The following is a 19356-nucleotide window of genomic DNA, read 5'->3' as shown; positions in this document are numbered from 1 at the left end:
GGCTTCACGTGCCGTATTGCGCCTCTTCCAGATAGGCAATACCGCAGCCCTTGCAGCAAAAGCGGCGCACCGCATCGAGCGGCTTGTCGCAATACCAGCACGCGCCTTTCGGCGGCAACGCGGCCAGTATGACCGGCGGTAACGACGTGACTGGCGCCACGCCGCCCTGTTCCGGCATGACCACCGACTGTTTGCTATCCATGCGTAGCCCCTTTCCAAGCGGCACATCAGTGCCGTTCAGCAAGGTTACGTCAGCGCCATCGGTCGTTCATGACAATACGCAAAGCGCGATGGCATCAGGGATGCGGCTTGCGGTAACTCCTGACAGCATCATTGGCATGCTCGTCGATCAGCTTTTTCAAGGCCGGCTGGCCGGCATACCTGGCGGCCAGGTGCCGCCACTGGCGCTGCGCCTGGCCGCAATAGCGGTCGACGGCAGCGATGATTTCCTGCTGGCGCGCCTTGTCGTTGTCATCCCATTCGCCGGCAAAATGCTCGCAGGTCTCGGCGTTGCTGACAAACCGAGCGACGTCGGGCGGCAGCTTGCTCTGCGCCATGCTCAGCAGCGGCAAGCAGCTGGCCAGCAATACCAGGATCGTTTTCATCGCTGTTGCCTTATTTGCCGATACAGAAGCGGCTGAAAATCACTCCCAGCAGATCGTCGGGAGAAAATTCACCGGTAATGCTCGACAGCTGAACCTGCGCCAGGCGCAGTTCTTCGGCAAACAGGTCAAGCGACTGGTCGTCCTGCGCTGCATGCTGGGCGGCAATATCGAGGTGCTTGCCGGCTGATTTGAGGGCGATCAGGTGGCGTTCGCGCGCCAGGTACAGCGACTCGCCCGTCTGTTGCCAGCCGGCGATACGCAGCAGCTCGGTGCGCAGCAGGTCGATGCCGATATGTTCGTGCGCCGACAGGTAGACATGGGTCGCGTCGGGCAGCGCATCGACGCTGGGCTTATGGCCCGACAAATCGATCTTGTTCCACACGCGCACCACCGGCACGCCTTCGGGGAAGGCCGCGACGATGGTTTCGTCGGCCAGCGTGGGGCCGTGGTCGGCGTCGAGCAGATGCAAAATCACATCGGCCTTGCCGATTTCGCCCCAGGTGCGCTCGATGCCGATACGCTCGACCGCGTCGATATTTTCGTCGGCATTGCGGATGCCGGCCGTATCGATGATATTGAGCGGGATGCCTTCGATCTGGATGGTCTCGCTGACCTTGTCGCGCGTGGTGCCGGCAATCGGCGTAACGATCGCCACATCGGCGCCGGCCAGTGCATTCAGCAACGACGACTTGCCTACATTCGGCTGGCCGGCCAGCACCACGTTCAGCCCCTCGCGCAGCAGCGCGCCTTGCGCGGCCTGGGCAAACACCTTGTTGAGCGCCTCGATCACCGACTTGAGCTGGCCGCGCGCATTGGATTTTTCCAGGAAGTCGATTTCTTCTTCCGGGAAATCCAGCGTCGCCTCGACCAGCATGCGCAGGCCCGTGACTTGTTCCACCAGCGCATGGATGGTCTGCGAAAACGCTCCCGACAGCGACTGCGAGGCCGACTTGGCGGCCGCTTCGGTCGAGGCGTCGATCAGGTCGGCTACCGCTTCGGCCTGCGCCAGATCGAGCTTGTCATTGAGAAACGCGCGGCGTGTGAATTCGCCGGGCTCGGCCAGGCGCAAGCCGCTGTCGCGGCCCGCTTCAAGCACGCGCGCCAGCAGCATCTGCAGCACCACCGGGCCGCCATGGCCCTGCAGCTCCAGCACTTCTTCGCCGGTATACGAGTGCGGTCCCTTGAAATAAATCGCGATGCCCTGGTCGATAATGCTGCCGTCGGCGGCCGTAAACGGCACATAGCTGGCGTGGCGCGGCTTGAGCGCCTGCGCGCCGAACAGCGCCGTCATCAAAGGGGCAAGATTCTTGCCGGAGGCGCGCACGACGCCGATGCCGCCGCGACCGGGTGCGGTGGCGATGGCTGCGATGGGGGAAGAGTCGAGTTTCATGGGGGGTATTGTAATAGGTGCGTGAGGGACGGTGTAGCAATGTAGGTCGGCTTAGCGACGTAGGTCGGCTTAGCGCGCAGCGCGTAAGCCGACATATCGGCAAGCCGACGGCGTTGTTGGATGACGCAAGTGTTGCCGCAGTCCGCGGTGTTGTCGGATTACGGCCTGCGGCCTAATCCGACCTACGAGAGCAAAAAAAAAGCCCGCACTAGGCGGGCTTTTTGGTTTTACACCGTGGACGGTGCGTATTTCTTGGTAATCACCCACTGCTGTCCGATCGACAGCACGTTGTTGACGACCCAGTACAGTACCAGGCCCGACGGGAAGAAGAAGAACATCACCGAGAATGCCAGCGGCATAAACAGCATCATCTTCGCTTGCATCGGATCGGCTGGCGCCGGGTTCAGCTTGGTGGTGATGAACATCGAGATCGCGTACAGCACCGGCAGGATGCACCATGGGTCATGCTGGGCCAGGTCGGTAATCCAGCCGATCCATGGCGCGCCGCGGATTTCCACCGACGCGTTCAGCACCCAGTACAGCGCGATAAAGACCGGCATCTGGATCAGGATCGGCAGGCAGCCGCCCAGCGGGTTGATCTTCTCGGTCTTGTACAGCTCCATGGTGGCCTGGTTCATCTTTTGCGGGTCGCCTTTGTAGCGCTCGCGGATGGCGGTCATTTTTGGCGTGACCAGTTTCATCTTGGCCATGCTGCGATAACCGGCAGCCGACAGCGGGAAGAACGCCAGCTTGATCAGGATGGTAAAGGCAATAATCGTCCAGCCCCAGTTACCCAGTACGCTGTGGATCTGTTCCATCACCCAGAAGATCGGCTTGGCAATAATCGTCAGCCAGCCATAATCCTTGACCAGTTCCAGGCCAGGCGACACATTTTCCAGCAGATGCGCGATCTGCGGACCCGAGTACAGCTTGCTGTCGATGGCGGCCGAAGCACCAGGCGCCAGCGATGGCAGCGTCATGAGGTTGCCGATGGCATACATATTGGGCGACAGCTTCTTGGTGAAGATATCGCGTGCAATATTGGCTGGCGGCACGAAGGCCGACACAAAGAAGTGCTGTGAGATGGCGAACCAGCCGCCGTCAGCGCGTTGCGGATGCAGTGCCTTACTGGCCGCATCGTTGCCTTTGCGCTCATCTTCTGCTGCTGCTTTTTCAACTTTTTCAAACGTCAGCTTCTGGTACTTGTCCTGCGGCGTGTACAGCGTCGGACCGGTATAGCTGCTGTTGAAGAACGAGTCGCCGACCGGCTTGTTGCCATCGTGAACCAGCTGCATGTACAGCTGCGGCGTGACTTTTTCGGTACCCACGTTGGCCACGTCGTGGCGCACATCGATCACATAGTCGCCGCGCTTGAAGGTGAACGTCTTGGTCAGCTTGACGCCGCCCTGCACCGCTTCCATTACCAGCTGGATCTGCTTGCCGTCGCCCAGCGTGCGTACGCCAGGCTGGACCGTAAAGCCGGTATTGTGGGTCGGGAAGGGACCGCCGACCAGGCCGGTCTGCGCCAGATAGGCGTGGTTGGCGCCTTCGTCGAACAGCACTTCATTTTGCTTGCCTTCATCAGGCTGGCACCACTTGAACAGGCCGAAGCAACCACCGAACCAGCCCGGATTGCCCGCGCCTTTGAATTTCAGCAATTCCAGACGCTTGACCTGGCCACCGAGCGTGTCGATATCGACCTTGATGACATCGGTGGTAATGGTGATGCGCTCGCTCTTGAAAGCGGCAGGATCAGCGCTCGCGCCAGGCAAAGCTGCCGCACCGGAAGCTGCCAGGGCAGCAGGAGCAGCAGCGGCTGGCGCCTTGACGGTCTGGGTGGTGTTCGACGAGAACATCGACGGGCGGCCCGTCGAAATCATCCATTCGTTCCACAGGATGACCAGCGAGACGGAGAACACGATCCACAGGATGGTACGTTTATTGATATCCATTAGGGTATTGATCAGGAGTGGTTGCAACCGCAAGCGGTCGTTGAAGATTGTTTGCCATCGGCCGGCGGCACCGGGTCAAAGCCCCCGTCATTCCAGGGGTGGCAACGGCACAGCCGTTTGGCAGCGAGCAAGCTGCCACGGGCGGCGCCGTGCACGCGCAACGCTTCCATCGCGTAATGCGAACAACTTGGATAGAAACGGCAATTCTGTCCCAGCATCGGGCTGATCAGTAACTGATAGGCACGCAGCAGGAACAGCAGCAGGGTTTTCATGGCGAGGATGGTGGCGGCGGCGCAACGGAGCGCGCCTGGGCGGCAACCTGGGCCGCAAATAAACGACTCAGTTCGACACGCAATTCGGCTTTCAGCCGCATCGTGGTCGCCGGACCATCCTTGCTGTTGACGGCGCGCGACAGGCGCACCACACAATCGATGGGCGGCAGCGCGCTGGTGCGAAACAGCTCGCGCGCGACGCGCTTGATGGTATTGCGGGTCGCCGCACGTGGCGCGAAACGCTTGGCCACCACGACGCCCAGCCGCGCATGCGGCAATTGATTGTGTCGGGTATACAGCACGAAATGCGCTGTTTTTTGCGTAGGACGCAAACGAAAAACGGATGAAAATTCATCCGTTTTAACGATACGCCGTACGCGCGCGAAGTCGTGTGAACCTTCGCGATCAGTGCCGACTGGAGTACAGCTAGCCACGCGAACAGCGGTCAACGACAAGCCTAGACGGCCAGACGTTTACGGCCTTTTGCGCGACGTGCGTTGAGCACATCACGGCCACCACGGGTAGCCATACGAGCGCGGAAGCCGTGCGTACGCTTGCGGCGAACGACGGAAGGTTGGTAAGTACGTTTCATGTTGGTCTCGCTAAAAACAAAAAAGATGCAAAATCGGGTCTGACGTCCCGTCAGTTTTTGGTGCCAATGACAATCGCGCACTTATGCCAAGGCACAAGGGCCAATCTCATCGCCCGCTTAATCCACGCTTAGTCCATATTGTCGTCCAAATGAATAAACACGGAATACGGGCGGGGAACCCTGAATTATTCAGCATATACCCCCCTGCTGTCAAGGATTGCCGTGGTCGGCCAGCATCTTGACTGGCATTTTGCGCACACGGCCCCATATGGCTGGAATGGCCCTGGCGCGCGGAAGGCATAAGGATAACTCCAATCTTATGCACAGGCGCGCGTAGCGCCCCGACGCAAAAATAAAGCAAGCGCCTGTGGATAACTTTGGCGGTCGGGAGTAGAATAGCGTGTTACGTGTGGCGAGCCCTCGCGCGACGCCGGCCTTGCAACACGGTGAACGCAGGGCAGAGTGATACGCCCTCCCACACCTTTTCACATAGACATACATGGACAATTTCTGGCAGGCCTGTTCCGCGCAATTGGAACTGGAGCTGACACCGCAACAATTCAGTGCGTGGATCAAACCGCTTTTCCCTGTCGACTACGAAGAGGGCAAGCTGCGCATTGCTGCGCCCAATCGATTCAAGCTCGATTGGGTCAAAACCCAGTTCGCCAGCCGCATTACCGCTCTTGCAATTCAGTATTTCGAAGCGCCCACCGAGGTTCAGTTCATTCTCGACCCGCGTCTGTCCGCGCCCAAAAAACCGGTTGCCGTCAGCACCCCGGCCAGCGACCCGAACGGTGGCGCGCCCAGCGCGCGCCCGGCCGAGCCGCCGCCGAGCGTGCCCGAACTGGGCATCGGTGCCGCGCCACGGCGCGAACAGAGCCGCATCAATACCGACCTGACGTTCGACAGCTTCGTGACCGGTAAAGCCAACCAGCTGGCGCGCGCCGCGGCGATCCAAGTGGCCAACAACCCGGGCGTGTCGTACAACCCGCTGTTTTTCTACGGCGGCGTGGGCCTGGGCAAGACCCACTTGATTCATGCGATCGGCAACCAGGTGATGGCCGACAATCCCGGCGCCAAGATCCGCTACATCCACGCCGAGCAATATGTGCGCGACGTAGTGACCGCTTACCAGCGCAAGGGTTTTGACGACTTCAAGCACTACTATCATTCGCTCGACATGCTGCTGATCGATGATATTCAGTTCTTCGGCGGCAAAAGCCGCACGCAGGAAGAGTTTTTCTATGCGTTTGAAGCGCTGATCGCGGCCAAGAAGCAGATCATCATCACTTCGGATACCTATCCGAAGGAAATTACCGGCATGGACGACCGCCTGATCTCGCGCTTCGATTCCGGCCTGACGGTGGCCATCGAGCCGCCCGAGCTGGAAATGCGCGTGGCCATTCTGCTCAAGAAAGCCAAGCAGGAAGGCGTATCTTTCTCGGACGACGTGGCGTTTTTTGTCGCCAAGCACCTGCGCTCGAACGTGCGCGAGCTCGAAGGCGCACTGCGCAAGATCCTGGCCTACTCGCGTTTCCACGGCAAGGACATCACGATCGATATCGTGAAAGAAGCGCTGAAAGACTTGCTGTCGGTACAGAATCGGCAAATTTCGGTAGAAAACATCCAGAAAACGGTGGCTGATTTCTTCAATATCAAGGTGGCCGACATGTATTCCAAGCGCCGCCCCGCCAATATTGCCCGGCCGCGCCAGATCGCCATGTACCTGGCAAAGGAACTGACACAGAAGAGCCTGCCGGAAATCGGCGAACTGTTTGGCGGACGCGACCATACCACCGTACTGCATGCGGTACGCAAGATCGCGCTGGACCGCACCAAAAACCCGGAATGCAACCACGAGTTGCATGTGCTGGAACAAACCTTGAAAGGTTAAACACGGCATCTTGGCAAGGCTGGCTCAAATCGTGCTTTACCCTTATTATCTGGGGGCGCGCCGCAGCTGGCCTGCCGGAAGCCAACCTTGCAATGATTGTTAAATTATTACCTTCAACTTCATACCCAACCTGAGGATAACTATGCAATTGGTCAAAACCACCCGAGATACGCTTCTCCGGCCACTGCAGATCGTGAGCGGTATTGTCGAGCGTCGGCACACTATGCCGATTCTGGCCAATATCCTCATCCGCAAAGACGGTGAACACGTTTCTTTCCTGTCGACCGACACCGAAGTGCAGATCACCACGCACGCCCAGATCGGTTCGGGCGCCGATGTGACCGGCACGACCGTGGCCGCGCGCAAGCTGCTCGACATTCTGCGCGCGCTGCCTGAATCGGGCGACGTGACCATGACGCTGCTCAACAAGCGCCTCACGGTGCAAACCGGCAAGTCGCGCTTCGCGCTGCAGACGCTGGCTGCCGAAGAGTTTCCGACCGTGCAACAGGCCGACAGCTACAACGCCACCGTCACCCTGCCCCAGAAAACGCTGAAACACCTGTTCAACATGGTGCATTTCTCGATGGCGCAGCAAGACATCCGCTACTACCTGAACGGCCTGCTGCTGGTATTGGATGGCAACAATGTGATTGCCGTGGCCACCGACGGACACCGCCTGGCTTTCTGCCAGGTTGCTACCGAGCAGACCTTTGCCCGCCAGGAAGTGATCATTCCGCGCAAGACGATTATCGAACTGCAGCGCCTGCTGGAAGAAAACGACGAGCCGGTACAGCTCGACATCGCCGCCAACCAGGTCAAGCTGACCTTTGCCGACATCGAGCTGATCTCGAAGCTGGTCGAAGGCAAGTTCCCCGACTACACGCGCGTGATTCCAAAAGGCTACAAGAACGACTTCACCATCGGCCGTGATGAACTGCTGCGCTCGCTGCAACGCGCTGCCATCATGACCAGCGACAAGTTCAAGGGCGTGCGCTGCATTATCACGCCAGGCAGCATGAAGATCAGCTCGACCAATGCCGACCAGGAAGAGGCCGTGGAAGAACTGGAAATCGACTACGGCGGCGATTCGGTCGATATCGGCTTCAACGTCACCTACCTGCTCGACGTGCTCAACAACCTGAAGTGCGAACAAGTCAACATCGCACTCGGCGACTCGAACTCGTCGGCGCTGATCTCCATCCCGGACAACGCCGACTTCAAGTACGTTGTCATGCCGATGCGCATCTAAAGACCCGGCAATGAGTTACGTCGGGTAGGTCGGGCAGGTCGCGTAGGTCGGATTAGCGCAGCGTAATCCGACACACTTAGCTACACCGCTCCATCCAACCCGACCCACGCCCATCCGCCAGCAGCCCCGAATCAATCAGTAATCGCTATTTGAGAAAGCAGTCCATGTCCGAGAATCCACAAGACACCCCGATCCAGGCCAAAACGGAAGAATACGGCGCCTCCTCCATCCAGATCCTGGAAGGCCTGGAAGCCGTACGCAAACGCCCGGGCATGTATATCGGCGACACCTCGGACGGCACCGGCCTGCACCATCTGGTGTTCGAAGTGCTGGACAATTCCATCGATGAGTCGCTGGCCGGCTATTGCACGGAAATCCACGTCACGATCCATAGCGACAATTCGATCTCGATCACCGACAACGGCCGCGGCGTACCGACCGGCCTGAAAATGGACGACAAGCACGATCCGAAGCGTTCCGCCGCTGAAATCGTGATGACCGAACTGCATGCCGGCGGCAAGTTCGACCAGAACTCGTACAAGGTATCGGGCGGCCTGCATGGCGTGGGTGTATCGTGCGTCAACGGCCTGTCCAAACTGCTGAAACTGACCATCCGCCGCGACGGCAAAGTCCATTACATGGAATTCGTGCGCGGCGTGCCGCAGCACCGTGAAATCGAAATGCGCGACGGCGTGGCCGTCTCACCCATCAAAGTCATCGGCGAGACCGACAAGCGCGGTACCGAAGTGCACTTCTGGGCCGACGAAGAGATTTTCACGCACGTGGAATTCCACTATGAAATCCTGGCCAAGCGCATCCGCGAACTGTCGTTCCTGAACAATGGCGTCAACATCAAGCTCAGTGACCAGCGCACCGGCAAGGAAGAAGTGTTTGCCTTCGAAGGCGGCACGCGCGGCTTTGTGGAATACATCAACAAAGCCAAAACGGTCTTGCACCCGACCATTTTCCAGGCCACCGGCGAGCGACTGTCGGACCAGGGCACGAATATCTCGGTCGACGTGTCGATGCAGTGGAACGATGCCTACAACGAACAGGTACTGTGCTTTACCAATAACATCCCGCAACGCGACGGCGGCACCCATCTGACCGGCCTGCGCGCCGCGATGACGCGCGTGATCAACAAATATATCGACGAGCACGAGTTCGCCAAGAAGGCGAAAGTGGAAATCTCGGGCGACGACATGCGCGAAGGCCTGACTTGCGTACTATCGGTGAAAGTGCCGGAGCCGAAGTTCTCGTCGCAAACCAAGGACAAGCTGGTGTCGTCGGAAGTGCGCGGCCCGGTCGAAGAGATCGTCGCCAAGACCCTGGCCGACTACCTGCAGGAAAAACCGAACGACGCCAAAATCATCTGCGGCAAGATCGTCGAAGCGGCGCGCGCCCGTGAAGCGGCCCGCAAGGCACGCGACCTGACCCGCCGCAAAGGCGTGATGGACGGCCTGGGCCTGTCGGCCAAGCTGGCCGACTGCCAGGAAAAAGACCCGGCCCTGTCCGAACTGTACATCGTCGAGGGTGACTCCGCAGGCGGCTCGGCCAAGCAGGGCCGCGACCGCAAGTTCCAGGCCATCCTGCCGCTGCGCGGCAAGGTGCTGAACGTGGAAAAGGCGCGCTTTGAAAAAATGCTGTCCTCGGAGCAGATCACCACCCTGATCGCCACCCTGGGCACCTCGATCGGACCGGACGAATTCAACGTCGAGAAACTGCGCTACCACCGCATCATCATCATGACCGATGCCGACGTCGACGGCGCCCACATCCGCACCCTGCTGCTGACGCTGTTCTACCGCCAGATGCCGCAACTGGTCGAGCGCGGCCACATCTACATCGCGCAACCGCCGCTGTACAAAGTCAAGGCCGGCCGCGACGAGCGCTACCTGAAAGATGACGCCGAAGAAGCCAGCTACATGATGACGGTGGCCCTGAACACCGCCGTGCTGGTGCCCAAAGAAGGCGCCGACGGCATCTCCGGCGACACGCTGGCCGAACTGGTGCGCAAGTTCAACCTGTCGAACAGCATCATGACGCGCCTGACCCGAGTGATCGACCGCGCCGCCCTGACCGCCATCATGACCGGCGTCCAGCTCGACCTGTCGACCCTGGAAACCACCGAAGCCTCGGCCCGCGCCCTGCAGGACAACATCAACGACAGCGCCGTCACCGTCCACGTACGCTCCGACGACCTGGCCGAGAAACACCACCTGCGCATCGAACGCATGCACCACGGCAACGTCAAAGTCACCGCCATCGACGCCGACTTCGTGCAAGGCCCCGACTACGCCGTGCTGTCCAGCGGCGCCGCCACCTTCGCCGGCCTGATGGGCCCCGGCGCGTTCGTGCGCCGCGGCGAAGGCGAGCGCACTAAGGAAATCGCCGTCAACGACTTCCACCAGGCCATGCAATGGCTGCGCGACGAAGCCGAACGCACCGTCTCGAAACAGCGCTACAAAGGTCTGGGCGAAATGAACCCGGAACAACTGTGGGAAACCACCATGGACCCAACCGTGCGCCGCCTGCTGAAGGTACAGATCGAAGACGCGATTGCCGCCGACCAGATCTTTACCACCCTGATGGGCGACGACGTGGAACCGCGCAGGAACTTTATTGAGTCGAATGCGTTAAGGGCGGGGAATATCGACGTTTAAGCAATATTTTGGATAGATTGGGCGACACTGTGTGTCGCCTTTTTTTTGAGCATATTAATACGCGCGATGACATCAACTCTGAACTACTACAACCAAAACGCTAGTCATTTCTTTAACAATACTGCCAATGTTGATATGTCTGTCTTGCATCATCGATTTCTGTCAGCGGTGGGTACTAGCGGGAGCATATTAGATGCAGGTTGTGGTTCAGGACGCGATGCCAAAGTTTTTCTCGACAAGGGCTATCGGGTTACTGCTTTTGACGCATCGCATGAGCTAGTACAATTAGCAAAAGAGCATACCGGCCTTGAAGTTCAGCTGCGTACTTTTACCGAAGTGAAAGAGCAGTCATGCTACGACGGCATTTGGGCCTGCGCTAGCTTGTTGCATGTTCCAGTAGCAGAATTGCCAGCCACGCTGGCATGCTTATGGAATGCACTGAAGCCGGGCGGTGCGTTTTATCTTAGTTTTAAACTGGGAACGACTGAACGCGTTCAAGATGGGCGCCACTTCACGGACGTTGAAGAACCACAGTTGCGCCAGTGGTTTGCCCACTTGCCAGATATTGACAGGATCGAGTGCTGGCAATCGATCGATCAACGGCCAGGCCGCACAGAGCAATGGCTTAATGCTATGGTGCACCGCGTAGCCACGCCGCAAAATCATCTGATTACCGGCGGCAGCGATCCGTTTTTGCCGCACCTGAGTAGTTCAATCAATCAAGCGTCAGAGATTGATTTAGCTGTCGCTTTTGTTAAGACGACTGGGCTGAGGCTGCTGCTGCCAGACTTGCACAGTGCACTGAAAGGCGACGGTGAATTACAACGCGCCCCGGCGCGGGTACGCGTCCTGACAAGCGACTATTTAGATGTGACCGATACAGAGGCTTTGCGCTTACTAATGCTACTGCAAGCGCAAGGAGCAGAGGTAAAAGTATACCAGTCTGCCGGCAGCAGTTTTCATCTGAAAGCCTATTTGTTCGCACAACTTACCGACCAGAGCGTTCTGAGCGGCACGGCATTTATCGGTTCCAGCAATATCAGCAGGCAAGCACTAACCAATGGCTTAGAGTGGAATTACCGCATTAACTATCCGGGCGACAATGGCTATCTTGAAGCACGGGCTAAATTTGAAGAACTGTTTGTCCATCCTCGCTGTGTTGTTCTAACAGATGAATGGATCGAACAGTATGATGCGCGCCGAGTTCCGCTGCCAATGGCCGTAGCACCGGGCAGCCTGGAACAAGATGCGCCGCCTACTCCGTCAAGCGTGCAAATCGAGGCTTTATTTGCCTTACGAGCAACGCGCGATGAAGGGTTCCGGCGTGGCTTAGTAGTATTGGCAACCGGCCTTGGAAAAACCTGGCTAGCTGCTTTCGATGCGAAGCAGTTGGGCGCGCGCCGCGTATTATTTGTCGCACATCGCGAAGAAATTTTGAATCAAGCGGCCGAGACGTTTCTGAGAATTCGTCCGAGTGCACGCGTGGGCTTTTATGCAGGCCAGAGCAAGGATATAGAGGCAGAAATACTCTGCGCTTCTATTCAAACGCTGGGGCAAGAAAAGCACTTGGAGCAATACGCGCCAGATCATTTTGACTATATCGTCGTTGACGAATTTCATCATGCAGCTGCGCCTACCTATCGTCGCCTGCTCGCTTATTTTTCGCCAAAATTTTTGTTGGGTCTAACAGCAACGCCAGATCGATCCGACCAATCCGACATTCTGTCACTATGCGATGAAAATCTCGTCTTTACGCGTGGGCTTTTCGATGGCATTACGGCCAAACTGCTTGTGCCGTTTCACTACTATGGCATCTTCGATAGTTCTGTGGACTACGCTGAACTACCATGGCGCAGCGGGCGATTCGATCTCAATCAGCTCAGCACCAAGCTGGCAACACTGGCTCGCGCCAGACATGCATTGACGGAGTGGCAACGCTATAAACAGCAACGCACGTTGGCGTTTTGTGTTTCTGTCGCTCATGCCGAATTTATGGCTGCACAGTTTTCCAAAGCGAATATCGCTTGCGCTGCGGTGTACGCCGGTTCGTCAATGAGCCGGGCCGATGCGTTGGAGCGCCTGCGTGACAGGCGCCTTTCGGTGATTTTTTCTGTCGATCTATTTAATGAAGGCGTCGATCTTCCTGCCATCGACACCGTCATGATGCTACGCCCTACCGAATCAAAAATCCTGTTTCTCCAACAATTGGGCCGAGGCTTGCGTAAAAGCGAGGGTAAAGAGCATTTGGTCATCTTAGACTTTATCGGTAATCACAAGAGCTTCCTACATAAGCCAGAGGCTTTGTTTGAGATCGACCCTAGCTACAAAAAATTAGCGGATTTCGCACGTAAAGCAGAAGCGAATCAACTGGAGCTGCCGGAAGGTTGCTTCGTCAACTACGATTTGCAACTGATCGAATTTCTCAAGTCCTTGGATAGCGAGGGCACAAAGAACGAATACACAGCCTTGCGCGACAGCTTTGGGCGACGGCCGACTTTGGCCGAGTTTTACCGGGGGGGTGCCAGCATGCCAGCAATGCGCAAAGAATATGGCGATTGGTATGCTCTCGTCCATTCCATGGATGACCTCGATTCAGATGAGCAAGTTATCGCGGCCAGACATCGCAGCTTCTTGCGCGAACTAGAAACAACCTCAATGACCAAGAGCTTCAAGATGGTACTACTTTTGGCATTTCAGGAATTGGATGGTTGGCGTACGCCACCGACCGTCGCCGAACTGGCTGAGCGTTCATGGCAGGTGTTGCAACGTCGACCTGCTCTGCTAGCAGATCTTCCTGATACCATCCGCACAGCAAATGGGCAGTCGGAAGCATGGGTACGCTACTGGTCCAACAATCCGATCAATGCTTGGATAGGCGGTAATAGCACAAGTAAGAATAGCGATTTCCGCATCAACAGTGGTCGATTTGAAGCCGTCTTTAAACCCGCTGACGATCATCTTGAGAAGTTCAAACTGATGGCCCAGGAAATCATCGATTATCGTTTGGCCGCCTATGAAGTTCGTCGCGACCAGACGGACTCATCAAGTAACGTGATTCCGTTTGTTCGCAGCGAAAAGGCCAACAATCTCACATCGCTACCCTATTTTCCAAATTTGAAAATCGCTTGCGGACACTTTAAGACCGGGACGGTGGATGTCGAGGAATACCGTTATCTTCCTACCAGCTACGGAAATATCGATCCGCATCGGCACTTCATCGCCCGCGCCTCGGGCAACTCCATGAATGGTGGAAAGCACCCGATTCAGGACGGCGACTATCTGCTACTGGAACATATCACAGCGACCAATGCAGGTTCGATTACTGGCTCCGTGATGGCCATTGAGCGTCAAGATGAATCTGGTGATGGTTTTCAGTATTTGTTGCGTCACATCGTCAAAACGCCGGACGGTGGTTATGTGCTGCGTGCTACTAATCTGGACTTCCAAGATATGGCTGCCACCGAAGACATGCACACCTTGGCGCGCTTCAAAGCCATTATCAATCCGCTAGATTTAGCCGTGGGACAACCATTCATGCGCGAGGAGATTGCGCCACTGTTTGGCGAGACGTACAGTATTGGCAACTGGAATGTGGGGCATGTGACGCTCGCCAATAAGAGAGCGATAGTGTTACTGGTAACGCTCAATAAACAAGGCAAGGCGGCGGATCATCGTTACCTCGATCATTGGATCGATGACAGCACCTTCCATTGGCAAAGCCAGAACTCCACATCGCCGACCAATAAAAAGGGTCGAGACATTATCGAACATGAGCAAAAAGGTCTGACGATTCACCTTTTTGTGCGTGAAGCTAAGCTTCAGAATGGTAAGGGCGCCCCCTTTATTTATCACGGGCCACTACGCTATGTGAGCCATACAGGCAGTAGTCCGATGAGTGTTACATTTAGCTTGGAATAATTACACGGCTGGCGGCACGCTGCACCAACCATCCGACATGGACTACGAAACGGTGTCACTATCCTCATCATGCACGGCTGCACCAGCTGGCTTAATGAGGAATAACAGCGTATGACCAAAATACAAGACGAATCATCCCCGCTTGCCGCGCAGCTACGCGAAGATATTGGTCTGGCCGCCAGCACTAAGGCGGACGTGTTTGCGCGCCTGCGTGAGCAATACGATGCCGACATGCAGGCTTATGACGCTGCGCAAAAGCAGAAGAACATCGAACGCCAGTCGATGAGTGCAGAGCAACGGGAACGCCATGAGGCGCTCGACTTTGCGCGCGCCAATGTTGAACTGTCGGGCGGCAAGATCAGCGAAGAAGAGTGGCAGCACGGCCTGCGCTGGGCTAATGGTGAAATTGATATGGATGCCTATATTGCCGGGGTTGCAGGAAAGCACGGTTCGACAGGCTGAACTGCTGGCAGGTGGCGGCGTCCTGGTGGCAGATCGGGGGCCGCGTCGCAGGGGCGAACGTTGTCAGATTACGCGTGGCGTTGCCACGCTAATCTGACCTGTGGGGCACGGCTAATGTCGAATCTGCGCTCCTCTTTCCTGAAAGAACCCAGTACACTTGCAAGCAGCATCATGCATCTGTGCGCCGCCGGCAGTGAGCTGGCGGCACCTCTGTCGTCTAGCCTTGCCAGCCGGGACATACGCCATGCCGACTTCGCGCAGCAGCTCGTCTATCTGGACCTATCTGTTCCTGTTGGGGGAGCCGGAGCAGCAGCAGCGCTTCTTCAAGGAGCTGCATTTCATTTCGATCGTGACGCTGAGCTTTGGCGTGGCCAGCTGGCTGGTCACGGTGGCGCTGATGCAGCACCGGCATGCGCTCGATACACAAAGCGCCAGCCTTGCGCTGGTGGGCATGGTGGCAGGCGTGACCATCACGGCGCTGGGCAAGAGCTTGCTGGCGATTGTCGTCAGCGGGTCGGCCAGCGTGCTGTTTGTAACCTATGGCTTTCAGGTGCTGATTGCGGCTACCGACGATCCTTCATTCTGGGTGTTGCCGCTGGGCGTGCTGATCACGCTGACGATTGCGCCCTTGTTCAGTGGTATTGCCTGGTATCTGGCCGTGTCGCTGTGCGTGTGGGTGATGCTGGGCTGGGAGCAGTTTCCGGCGCATCCGCAGCAGGCCGACCAGTATTGGCCGATGCTGGCGGTGGTGGTCAGCATGCTGATCGGGCTGTCCCTGAATGTGTATTTCCTGGTGCTGCGGATCCACAATTACCAGGCTCAGCGCGAGCTGGCCACGATGGCCTATACCGACAGCCTGACCGGCCTGAACAACCGGCGCCGCTTTACGCAAAGCGCGCGCCAGCTGCATCGCAGCGCGCTGGCGCCGGCGTATTTCCTGATGATCGATATCGACGACTTCAAGCAGATCAACGACGAACACGGCCATGACGTGGGCGACGAGGTCCTGCGCAAAACGGCCGAGGTGATTGCCGGGATAGCTGGCGAGCATCTGTGCGGGCGGCTCGGTGGCGAGGAGTTTGCCGTGATTTACCAGGGCGACAAGCATGGTGCCTGCCTGCTTGCCACGCAGCTGATCGAAACTGTCGAGGCGGCCTTTGCCGGCGAGCGCAAGGTGTCGATTAGCATCGGTGTAGCCGAACTGGTCAAGGGCACGGATCTGGCACACAGCTACCGGCGCGCCGATGCATCGTTGTATCTGGCCAAGAAAAATGGCAAGAACCGCTATGAGCTGGCGGCTAGCTGAAGCGTCATCTGTTACCGCTACGCAAATGAACATGGTATTTTGACATTCTACGGTATGATTTCCCATCCGTGCTGCTCTGCCCAACCCCTGCCCTGCGCACCTCTTTGCCCCAGCCTTGCCAAGCCCGGGCGACCTTTTGTCCAAGGAAACTTTTATGTTCGGATTTAATTTGCGCGTCGCCAAGATGGTGTGGACGGCGTTTCTTGTCGCTTTCTTGCTGTTCATTATCTACAAGGTGTCGTCGACCTTGATCGTGGTGGTGTTTGCGGTGTTTTTCAGCTATCTGGTTTATCCCCTGATCGGCCTGCTGGAAAAATATGGCCCCAAGCGCCTGCCGCGCACCGTCAATATCGGGATCGTATTCCTGGTGGTGATCTTGCTGGTGGCCATATTGGGATCAATTTTTGGCGCACGCATCGAAGAGGAAGCAACCAAGCTGAGCGAGCAGCTGCCAACGCTACTGCACGGCAATAACTTTGCCGAACGCATTCCGCTGCCGGAATTCATGGAGCCGCTGCGTGCGCGCCTGCTGTCGTTCCTGCAGACCCAGCTGAGCAGCGGCTCGGGCCAGGCAATGCCGCTGGCCAAGGAACTGGGCCTGACGGTCATGCATGCGGCCAGCAATCTGATCTATCTGGTGCTGGTGCCGGTGCTGAGCTTTCTGCTGATCAAGGAAGGCCCGGACATGCGCGACGGCTTGCTGTCGCTGCTGAACCGTCCGAACAGGAAACTGTGGGGCGCGATTATCGAGGACCTCGACGTGCTGCTGTCACGCTATGTGCGCGCGCTGCTGCTGTTGTCGATTGCCACCTTTATCTCCTACAGCGTGGCGTTCTCCTTGATGGGCGTGCCGTACAGCCTGCTGCTGGCCGGCGCTGCGGCCTTGCTTGAATTTATTCCGTTTGCCGGCCCGCTAGCGGCGGCCGTAATTGCGGTGATCGTGGCCGGCTTCAGCGGCTTTGAACATGTGTTCTGGCTGATCGGCTTTATTGCCGCCTACCGCCTGTTCCAGGATTACGTGCTCAATCCTTACCTGATGAGCGAAGGCGTGGAAGTAAGCCCGCTGATGGTGATTATCGGCCTGCTGGCTGGCGATCAGCTCGGTGGCGTGGTGGGCATTTTCCTGTCGGTGCCGGTGATGGCGGCGATCAAGATCGTATTTGTGCGGGCGCGGGCGGCCTTGCAGGCGCGCCACGATGCACTTGAGAAAGCGGAAGCCCTGGCAGAGGAGAAGCGCGCCAGGGCGGCGGCCGAAGCGGCGCTGCTGGCCGAGCAGCAGCGCCACGGGGAAGCTGGCCTGAGTTAGAACTCTTCCCACTCGCCGCTGTTGTCAGCGGCGGGCTTGGCCGGACGCGGCCTGGCGGCAGCTGCCGGGGCTGCAGCAGCGGCTGCCGGGCGCGTCGAAGCCAGGCGCAGCGACGGGCGTTTCACTGCAGCCGGGGCTGCCGGTACAACCTTCACTGCCGGCTTGCGCAGTACGGGCGCAGCAGTTGGTGCGCTGTGGTTGGCGTCAAGCTTGAAGCGGCTGACCATTTCGGCCAGCGCGGCAGCTTGCTCCTGCATCGATTCGGAGGCGGCGGCCGCCTCTTCTACCAGCGCGGCGTTCTGCTGGGTGACGGTGTCCATCTCGGCGACGGCCTGGTTGATCTGGCCGATGCCAAGCTCCTGCTCGCGGCCGGCGGCGCTGATTTCACCCATGATGTCGGTCACGCGACGGATGCTCGACACGATCTCTTCCATGGTGGTGCCGGTCTGCGCTACCAGGTCGCTGCCGGTGCCCACGTTCTGCACCGACGCTTCGATCAGCTGCTTGATGTCCTTGGCGGCAGAAGCCGAGCGGTGCGCCAGGTTGCGCACTTCGGTGGCCACCACCGCGAAGCCACGGCCCTGCTCGCCGGCGCGCGCCGCTTCCACGGCTGCGTTCAGCGCCAGGATATTGGTCTGGAAGGCAATCCCATCGATCACGCCGATAATGTCGGCAATCTTTTTCGACGACTCGCTGATAGTGCCCATGGTGGCCACCACTTCCTGCACCAGCGCACCGCCCTTGACGGCCACGTCCGAGGCCGACACGGCCAGCTGGTTGGCCTGGCGCGCATTGTCGGAGTTCTGCTTGACGGTCGAGGTCAGCTCTTCCAGCGACGACGCAGTTTCTTCGAGGCTCGATGCCTGCTGTTCGGTACGGCTCGACAGGTCCAGGTTGCCCGAGGCAATTTCATTGCTGGCGGTGGCAATCGCGCCACTGCCGTCGCGCACGCCGCGCACGGTAGTCGACAGGCGTTCCTGCATCTGCTGCAGACCCGACAGCAAGGCGCCCATTTCATCGTGGCGGGCAATCACGATATCGTTGGCCAGGTTGCCGTCGGCAATCGCGTCGAAGTGGCGCAGCGCCTGCTCCAGCGGCGTAAAGATGGCGCGCAACAGCAATACAGTGGACACCACAATAATCAGCAAACCGATGACCAGACCGGCAATCGCGGCGGCAAATTGCGTCTGGTAGCTGGCCTGGCTGTCTTCATACATTTTTTCCGCACCCGAGACCTGGAAGGCGGTCAGCTTGGCCACCGAATCTTCCAGCGTGCGCGACAGCGGCAGCACGCCCGCCATCACCAGTTGGTCGGCCTCGGCTACCTTGTTTTCACGCAGCGCTTTGAGGATCTGCAGCAGGCCATTGTTGATGTAGTCGATGCGCTTCTTGTCCATCTCGTCGGACAGGATTTTTTCGTCGGCGCTTTGCGGCAGCGCCAGGTAGCGCTTCCAGGCGGTATCGGATTTTTCAATAAACTTTTCGGCATTGCCCAGTGCTTCCTTGCCGGCGGGCGATTCCGGATGCAGCACGGCGCGGTCCATGGTAAAGCGTGCGCGGCCCAGCGCGATCTGCGATTCGCCGATGGCCTGGGTCGAGGCCAGCTGGTTGGTATAGACCTCATTGAGGGCACCGTTGGCCGACTTCAGGCCGATAATGCTCATGATGCCGAGCACGGCAATGAGCAGGCCCAGCACGCACATGGTGGCGATCAGGCGCAATTTGATGGTAATTTTGGCGGACATGA

Annotated in this window: 15 protein-coding genes; 7 read left to right on the top strand and 8 right to left on the bottom strand. The window is 58.1% G+C overall.

Annotated features, from left to right (window positions below):
- Window positions 1–4: 4 nt before the first annotated feature.
- The 7 genes from GCM43_RS19800 to rpmH all read right to left on the bottom strand — a co-directional run bounded on the left by GCM43_RS19800 (window position 5) and on the right by rpmH (window position 4811).
- Window positions 5–202, bottom strand: a complete 198-nt coding sequence (locus GCM43_RS19800) for a hypothetical protein (RefSeq protein WP_152247477.1) — start codon at window positions 200–202, stop codon at window positions 5–7.
- 94 nt (window positions 203–296) lie between these two features.
- On the bottom strand, window positions 297–605 hold the full coding sequence (locus tag GCM43_RS19795; RefSeq protein WP_152247475.1) for a hypothetical protein: 309 nt from the start codon (window positions 603–605) through the stop codon (window positions 297–299).
- Between the two features lie 10 nt (window positions 606–615).
- Window positions 616–1995 (bottom strand): tRNA uridine-5-carboxymethylaminomethyl(34) synthesis GTPase MnmE, encoded by a 1380-nt coding sequence (mnmE, locus tag GCM43_RS19790; RefSeq protein WP_152247473.1) that lies wholly within the window; start codon window positions 1993–1995, stop codon window positions 616–618.
- A 227-nt stretch (window positions 1996–2222) separates the two neighbouring features.
- Window positions 2223–3947: a membrane protein insertase YidC gene (yidC, locus tag GCM43_RS19785; RefSeq protein WP_152247471.1), complete on the bottom strand. Its 1725-nt coding sequence runs from the start codon at window positions 3945–3947 to the stop codon at window positions 2223–2225.
- A gap of 11 nt (window positions 3948–3958) precedes the next feature.
- Entirely contained in the window at window positions 3959–4219 is a 261-nt protein-coding gene (gene yidD, locus GCM43_RS19780) for a membrane protein insertion efficiency factor YidD (RefSeq protein WP_152247469.1), read from the bottom strand.
- On the bottom strand, window positions 4216–4551 hold the full coding sequence (locus GCM43_RS19775) for a ribonuclease P protein component (RefSeq protein ID WP_413770972.1): 336 nt from the start codon (window positions 4549–4551) through the stop codon (window positions 4216–4218). Before GCM43_RS19775 ends, yidD begins: the two co-directional genes overlap by 4 nt.
- Before the next feature lie 125 nt (window positions 4552–4676).
- Window positions 4677–4811 (bottom strand): 50S ribosomal protein L34, encoded by a 135-nt coding sequence (gene rpmH, locus GCM43_RS19770; RefSeq protein WP_010401996.1) that lies wholly within the window; start codon window positions 4809–4811, stop codon window positions 4677–4679.
- A 499-nt stretch (window positions 4812–5310) separates the two neighbouring features.
- Here rpmH and dnaA point away from each other — a divergent pair, with 499 nt between their 5' ends.
- The 7 genes from dnaA (at window position 5311) to GCM43_RS19735 (ending at window position 17609) form a co-directional block, all read left to right on the top strand.
- Complete coding sequence (gene dnaA, locus GCM43_RS19765) at window positions 5311–6705, top strand: chromosomal replication initiator protein DnaA (RefSeq protein ID WP_152247467.1); 1395 nt, start codon at window positions 5311–5313, stop codon at window positions 6703–6705.
- A 142-nt stretch (window positions 6706–6847) separates the two neighbouring features.
- Entirely contained in the window at window positions 6848–7954 is a 1107-nt protein-coding gene (gene dnaN / locus GCM43_RS19760; protein WP_152247465.1) for a DNA polymerase III subunit beta, read from the top strand.
- Window positions 7955–8118: 164 nt separating this feature from the next.
- The gene (gyrB, locus tag GCM43_RS19755; protein WP_152247463.1) at window positions 8119–10617 is read left to right on the top strand and encodes a DNA topoisomerase (ATP-hydrolyzing) subunit B; all 2499 of its coding nucleotides are present in this window, start codon (window positions 8119–8121) and stop codon (window positions 10615–10617) included.
- 66 nt (window positions 10618–10683) lie between these two features.
- Window positions 10684–14535, top strand: coding sequence for a DUF3427 domain-containing protein (locus GCM43_RS26630; protein ID WP_152247461.1), 3852 nt, complete (start codon window positions 10684–10686; stop codon window positions 14533–14535).
- 111 nt (window positions 14536–14646) lie between these two features.
- Complete coding sequence (locus tag GCM43_RS19745) at window positions 14647–14997, top strand: antitoxin VbhA family protein (RefSeq protein ID WP_152247459.1); 351 nt, start codon at window positions 14647–14649, stop codon at window positions 14995–14997.
- 244 nt (window positions 14998–15241) lie between these two features.
- Window positions 15242–16303 (top strand): GGDEF domain-containing protein, encoded by a 1062-nt coding sequence (locus tag GCM43_RS19740; protein WP_152247457.1) that lies wholly within the window; start codon window positions 15242–15244, stop codon window positions 16301–16303.
- Window positions 16304–16457: 154 nt separating this feature from the next.
- Window positions 16458–17609 (top strand): AI-2E family transporter, encoded by a 1152-nt coding sequence (locus GCM43_RS19735; protein ID WP_152247455.1) that lies wholly within the window; start codon window positions 16458–16460, stop codon window positions 17607–17609.
- Here GCM43_RS19735 and GCM43_RS19730 read toward each other — a convergent pair.
- Window positions 17606–19354, bottom strand: coding sequence for a methyl-accepting chemotaxis protein (locus tag GCM43_RS19730; protein WP_152247453.1), 1749 nt, complete (start codon window positions 19352–19354; stop codon window positions 17606–17608). The two genes, GCM43_RS19735 and GCM43_RS19730, sit on opposite strands and share 4 nt — an antisense overlap.
- Between the last annotated feature and the right edge of the window lie 2 nt (window positions 19355–19356).

This window comes from Janthinobacterium aquaticum, from assembly GCF_009208565.1.
Taxonomy (GTDB): Bacteria; Pseudomonadota; Gammaproteobacteria; order Burkholderiales; family Burkholderiaceae_D; genus Janthinobacterium.
Note: the sequence above shows the minus strand (reverse complement) of the source record. Positions and strands in the feature narration are given on the sequence as shown.

Excerpts from the sequence above, each read along its gene's own strand:
- gyrB (WP_152247463.1), top strand. The coding sequence starts at position 8,119 with ATGTCCGAGAATCCACAAGACACCCCGATCCAGGCCAAAACGGAAGAA.
- GCM43_RS19730 (WP_152247453.1), bottom strand. The coding sequence starts at position 19,354 with ATGTCCGCCAAAATTACCATCAAATTGCGCCTGATCGCCACCATGTGC.
- GCM43_RS19800 (WP_152247477.1), bottom strand. The coding sequence starts at position 202 with ATGGATAGCAAACAGTCGGTGGTCATGCCGGAACAGGGCGGCGTGGCG.
- GCM43_RS19735 (WP_152247455.1), top strand. The coding sequence starts at position 16,458 with ATGTTCGGATTTAATTTGCGCGTCGCCAAGATGGTGTGGACGGCGTTT.
- dnaN (WP_152247465.1), top strand. The coding sequence starts at position 6,848 with ATGCAATTGGTCAAAACCACCCGAGATACGCTTCTCCGGCCACTGCAG.
- rpmH (WP_010401996.1), bottom strand. The coding sequence starts at position 4,811 with ATGAAACGTACTTACCAACCTTCCGTCGTTCGCCGCAAGCGTACGCAC.
- GCM43_RS19740 (WP_152247457.1), top strand. The coding sequence starts at position 15,242 with ATGCCGACTTCGCGCAGCAGCTCGTCTATCTGGACCTATCTGTTCCTG.
- GCM43_RS19745 (WP_152247459.1), top strand. The coding sequence starts at position 14,647 with ATGACCAAAATACAAGACGAATCATCCCCGCTTGCCGCGCAGCTACGC.
- yidD (WP_152247469.1), bottom strand. The coding sequence starts at position 4,219 with ATGAAAACCCTGCTGCTGTTCCTGCTGCGTGCCTATCAGTTACTGATC.
- dnaA (WP_152247467.1), top strand. The coding sequence starts at position 5,311 with ATGGACAATTTCTGGCAGGCCTGTTCCGCGCAATTGGAACTGGAGCTG.
- yidC (WP_152247471.1), bottom strand. The coding sequence starts at position 3,947 with ATGGATATCAATAAACGTACCATCCTGTGGATCGTGTTCTCCGTCTCG.
- GCM43_RS19795 (WP_152247475.1), bottom strand. The coding sequence starts at position 605 with ATGAAAACGATCCTGGTATTGCTGGCCAGCTGCTTGCCGCTGCTGAGC.
- mnmE (WP_152247473.1), bottom strand. The coding sequence starts at position 1,995 with ATGAAACTCGACTCTTCCCCCATCGCAGCCATCGCCACCGCACCCGGT.
- GCM43_RS26630 (WP_152247461.1), top strand. The coding sequence starts at position 10,684 with ATGACATCAACTCTGAACTACTACAACCAAAACGCTAGTCATTTCTTT.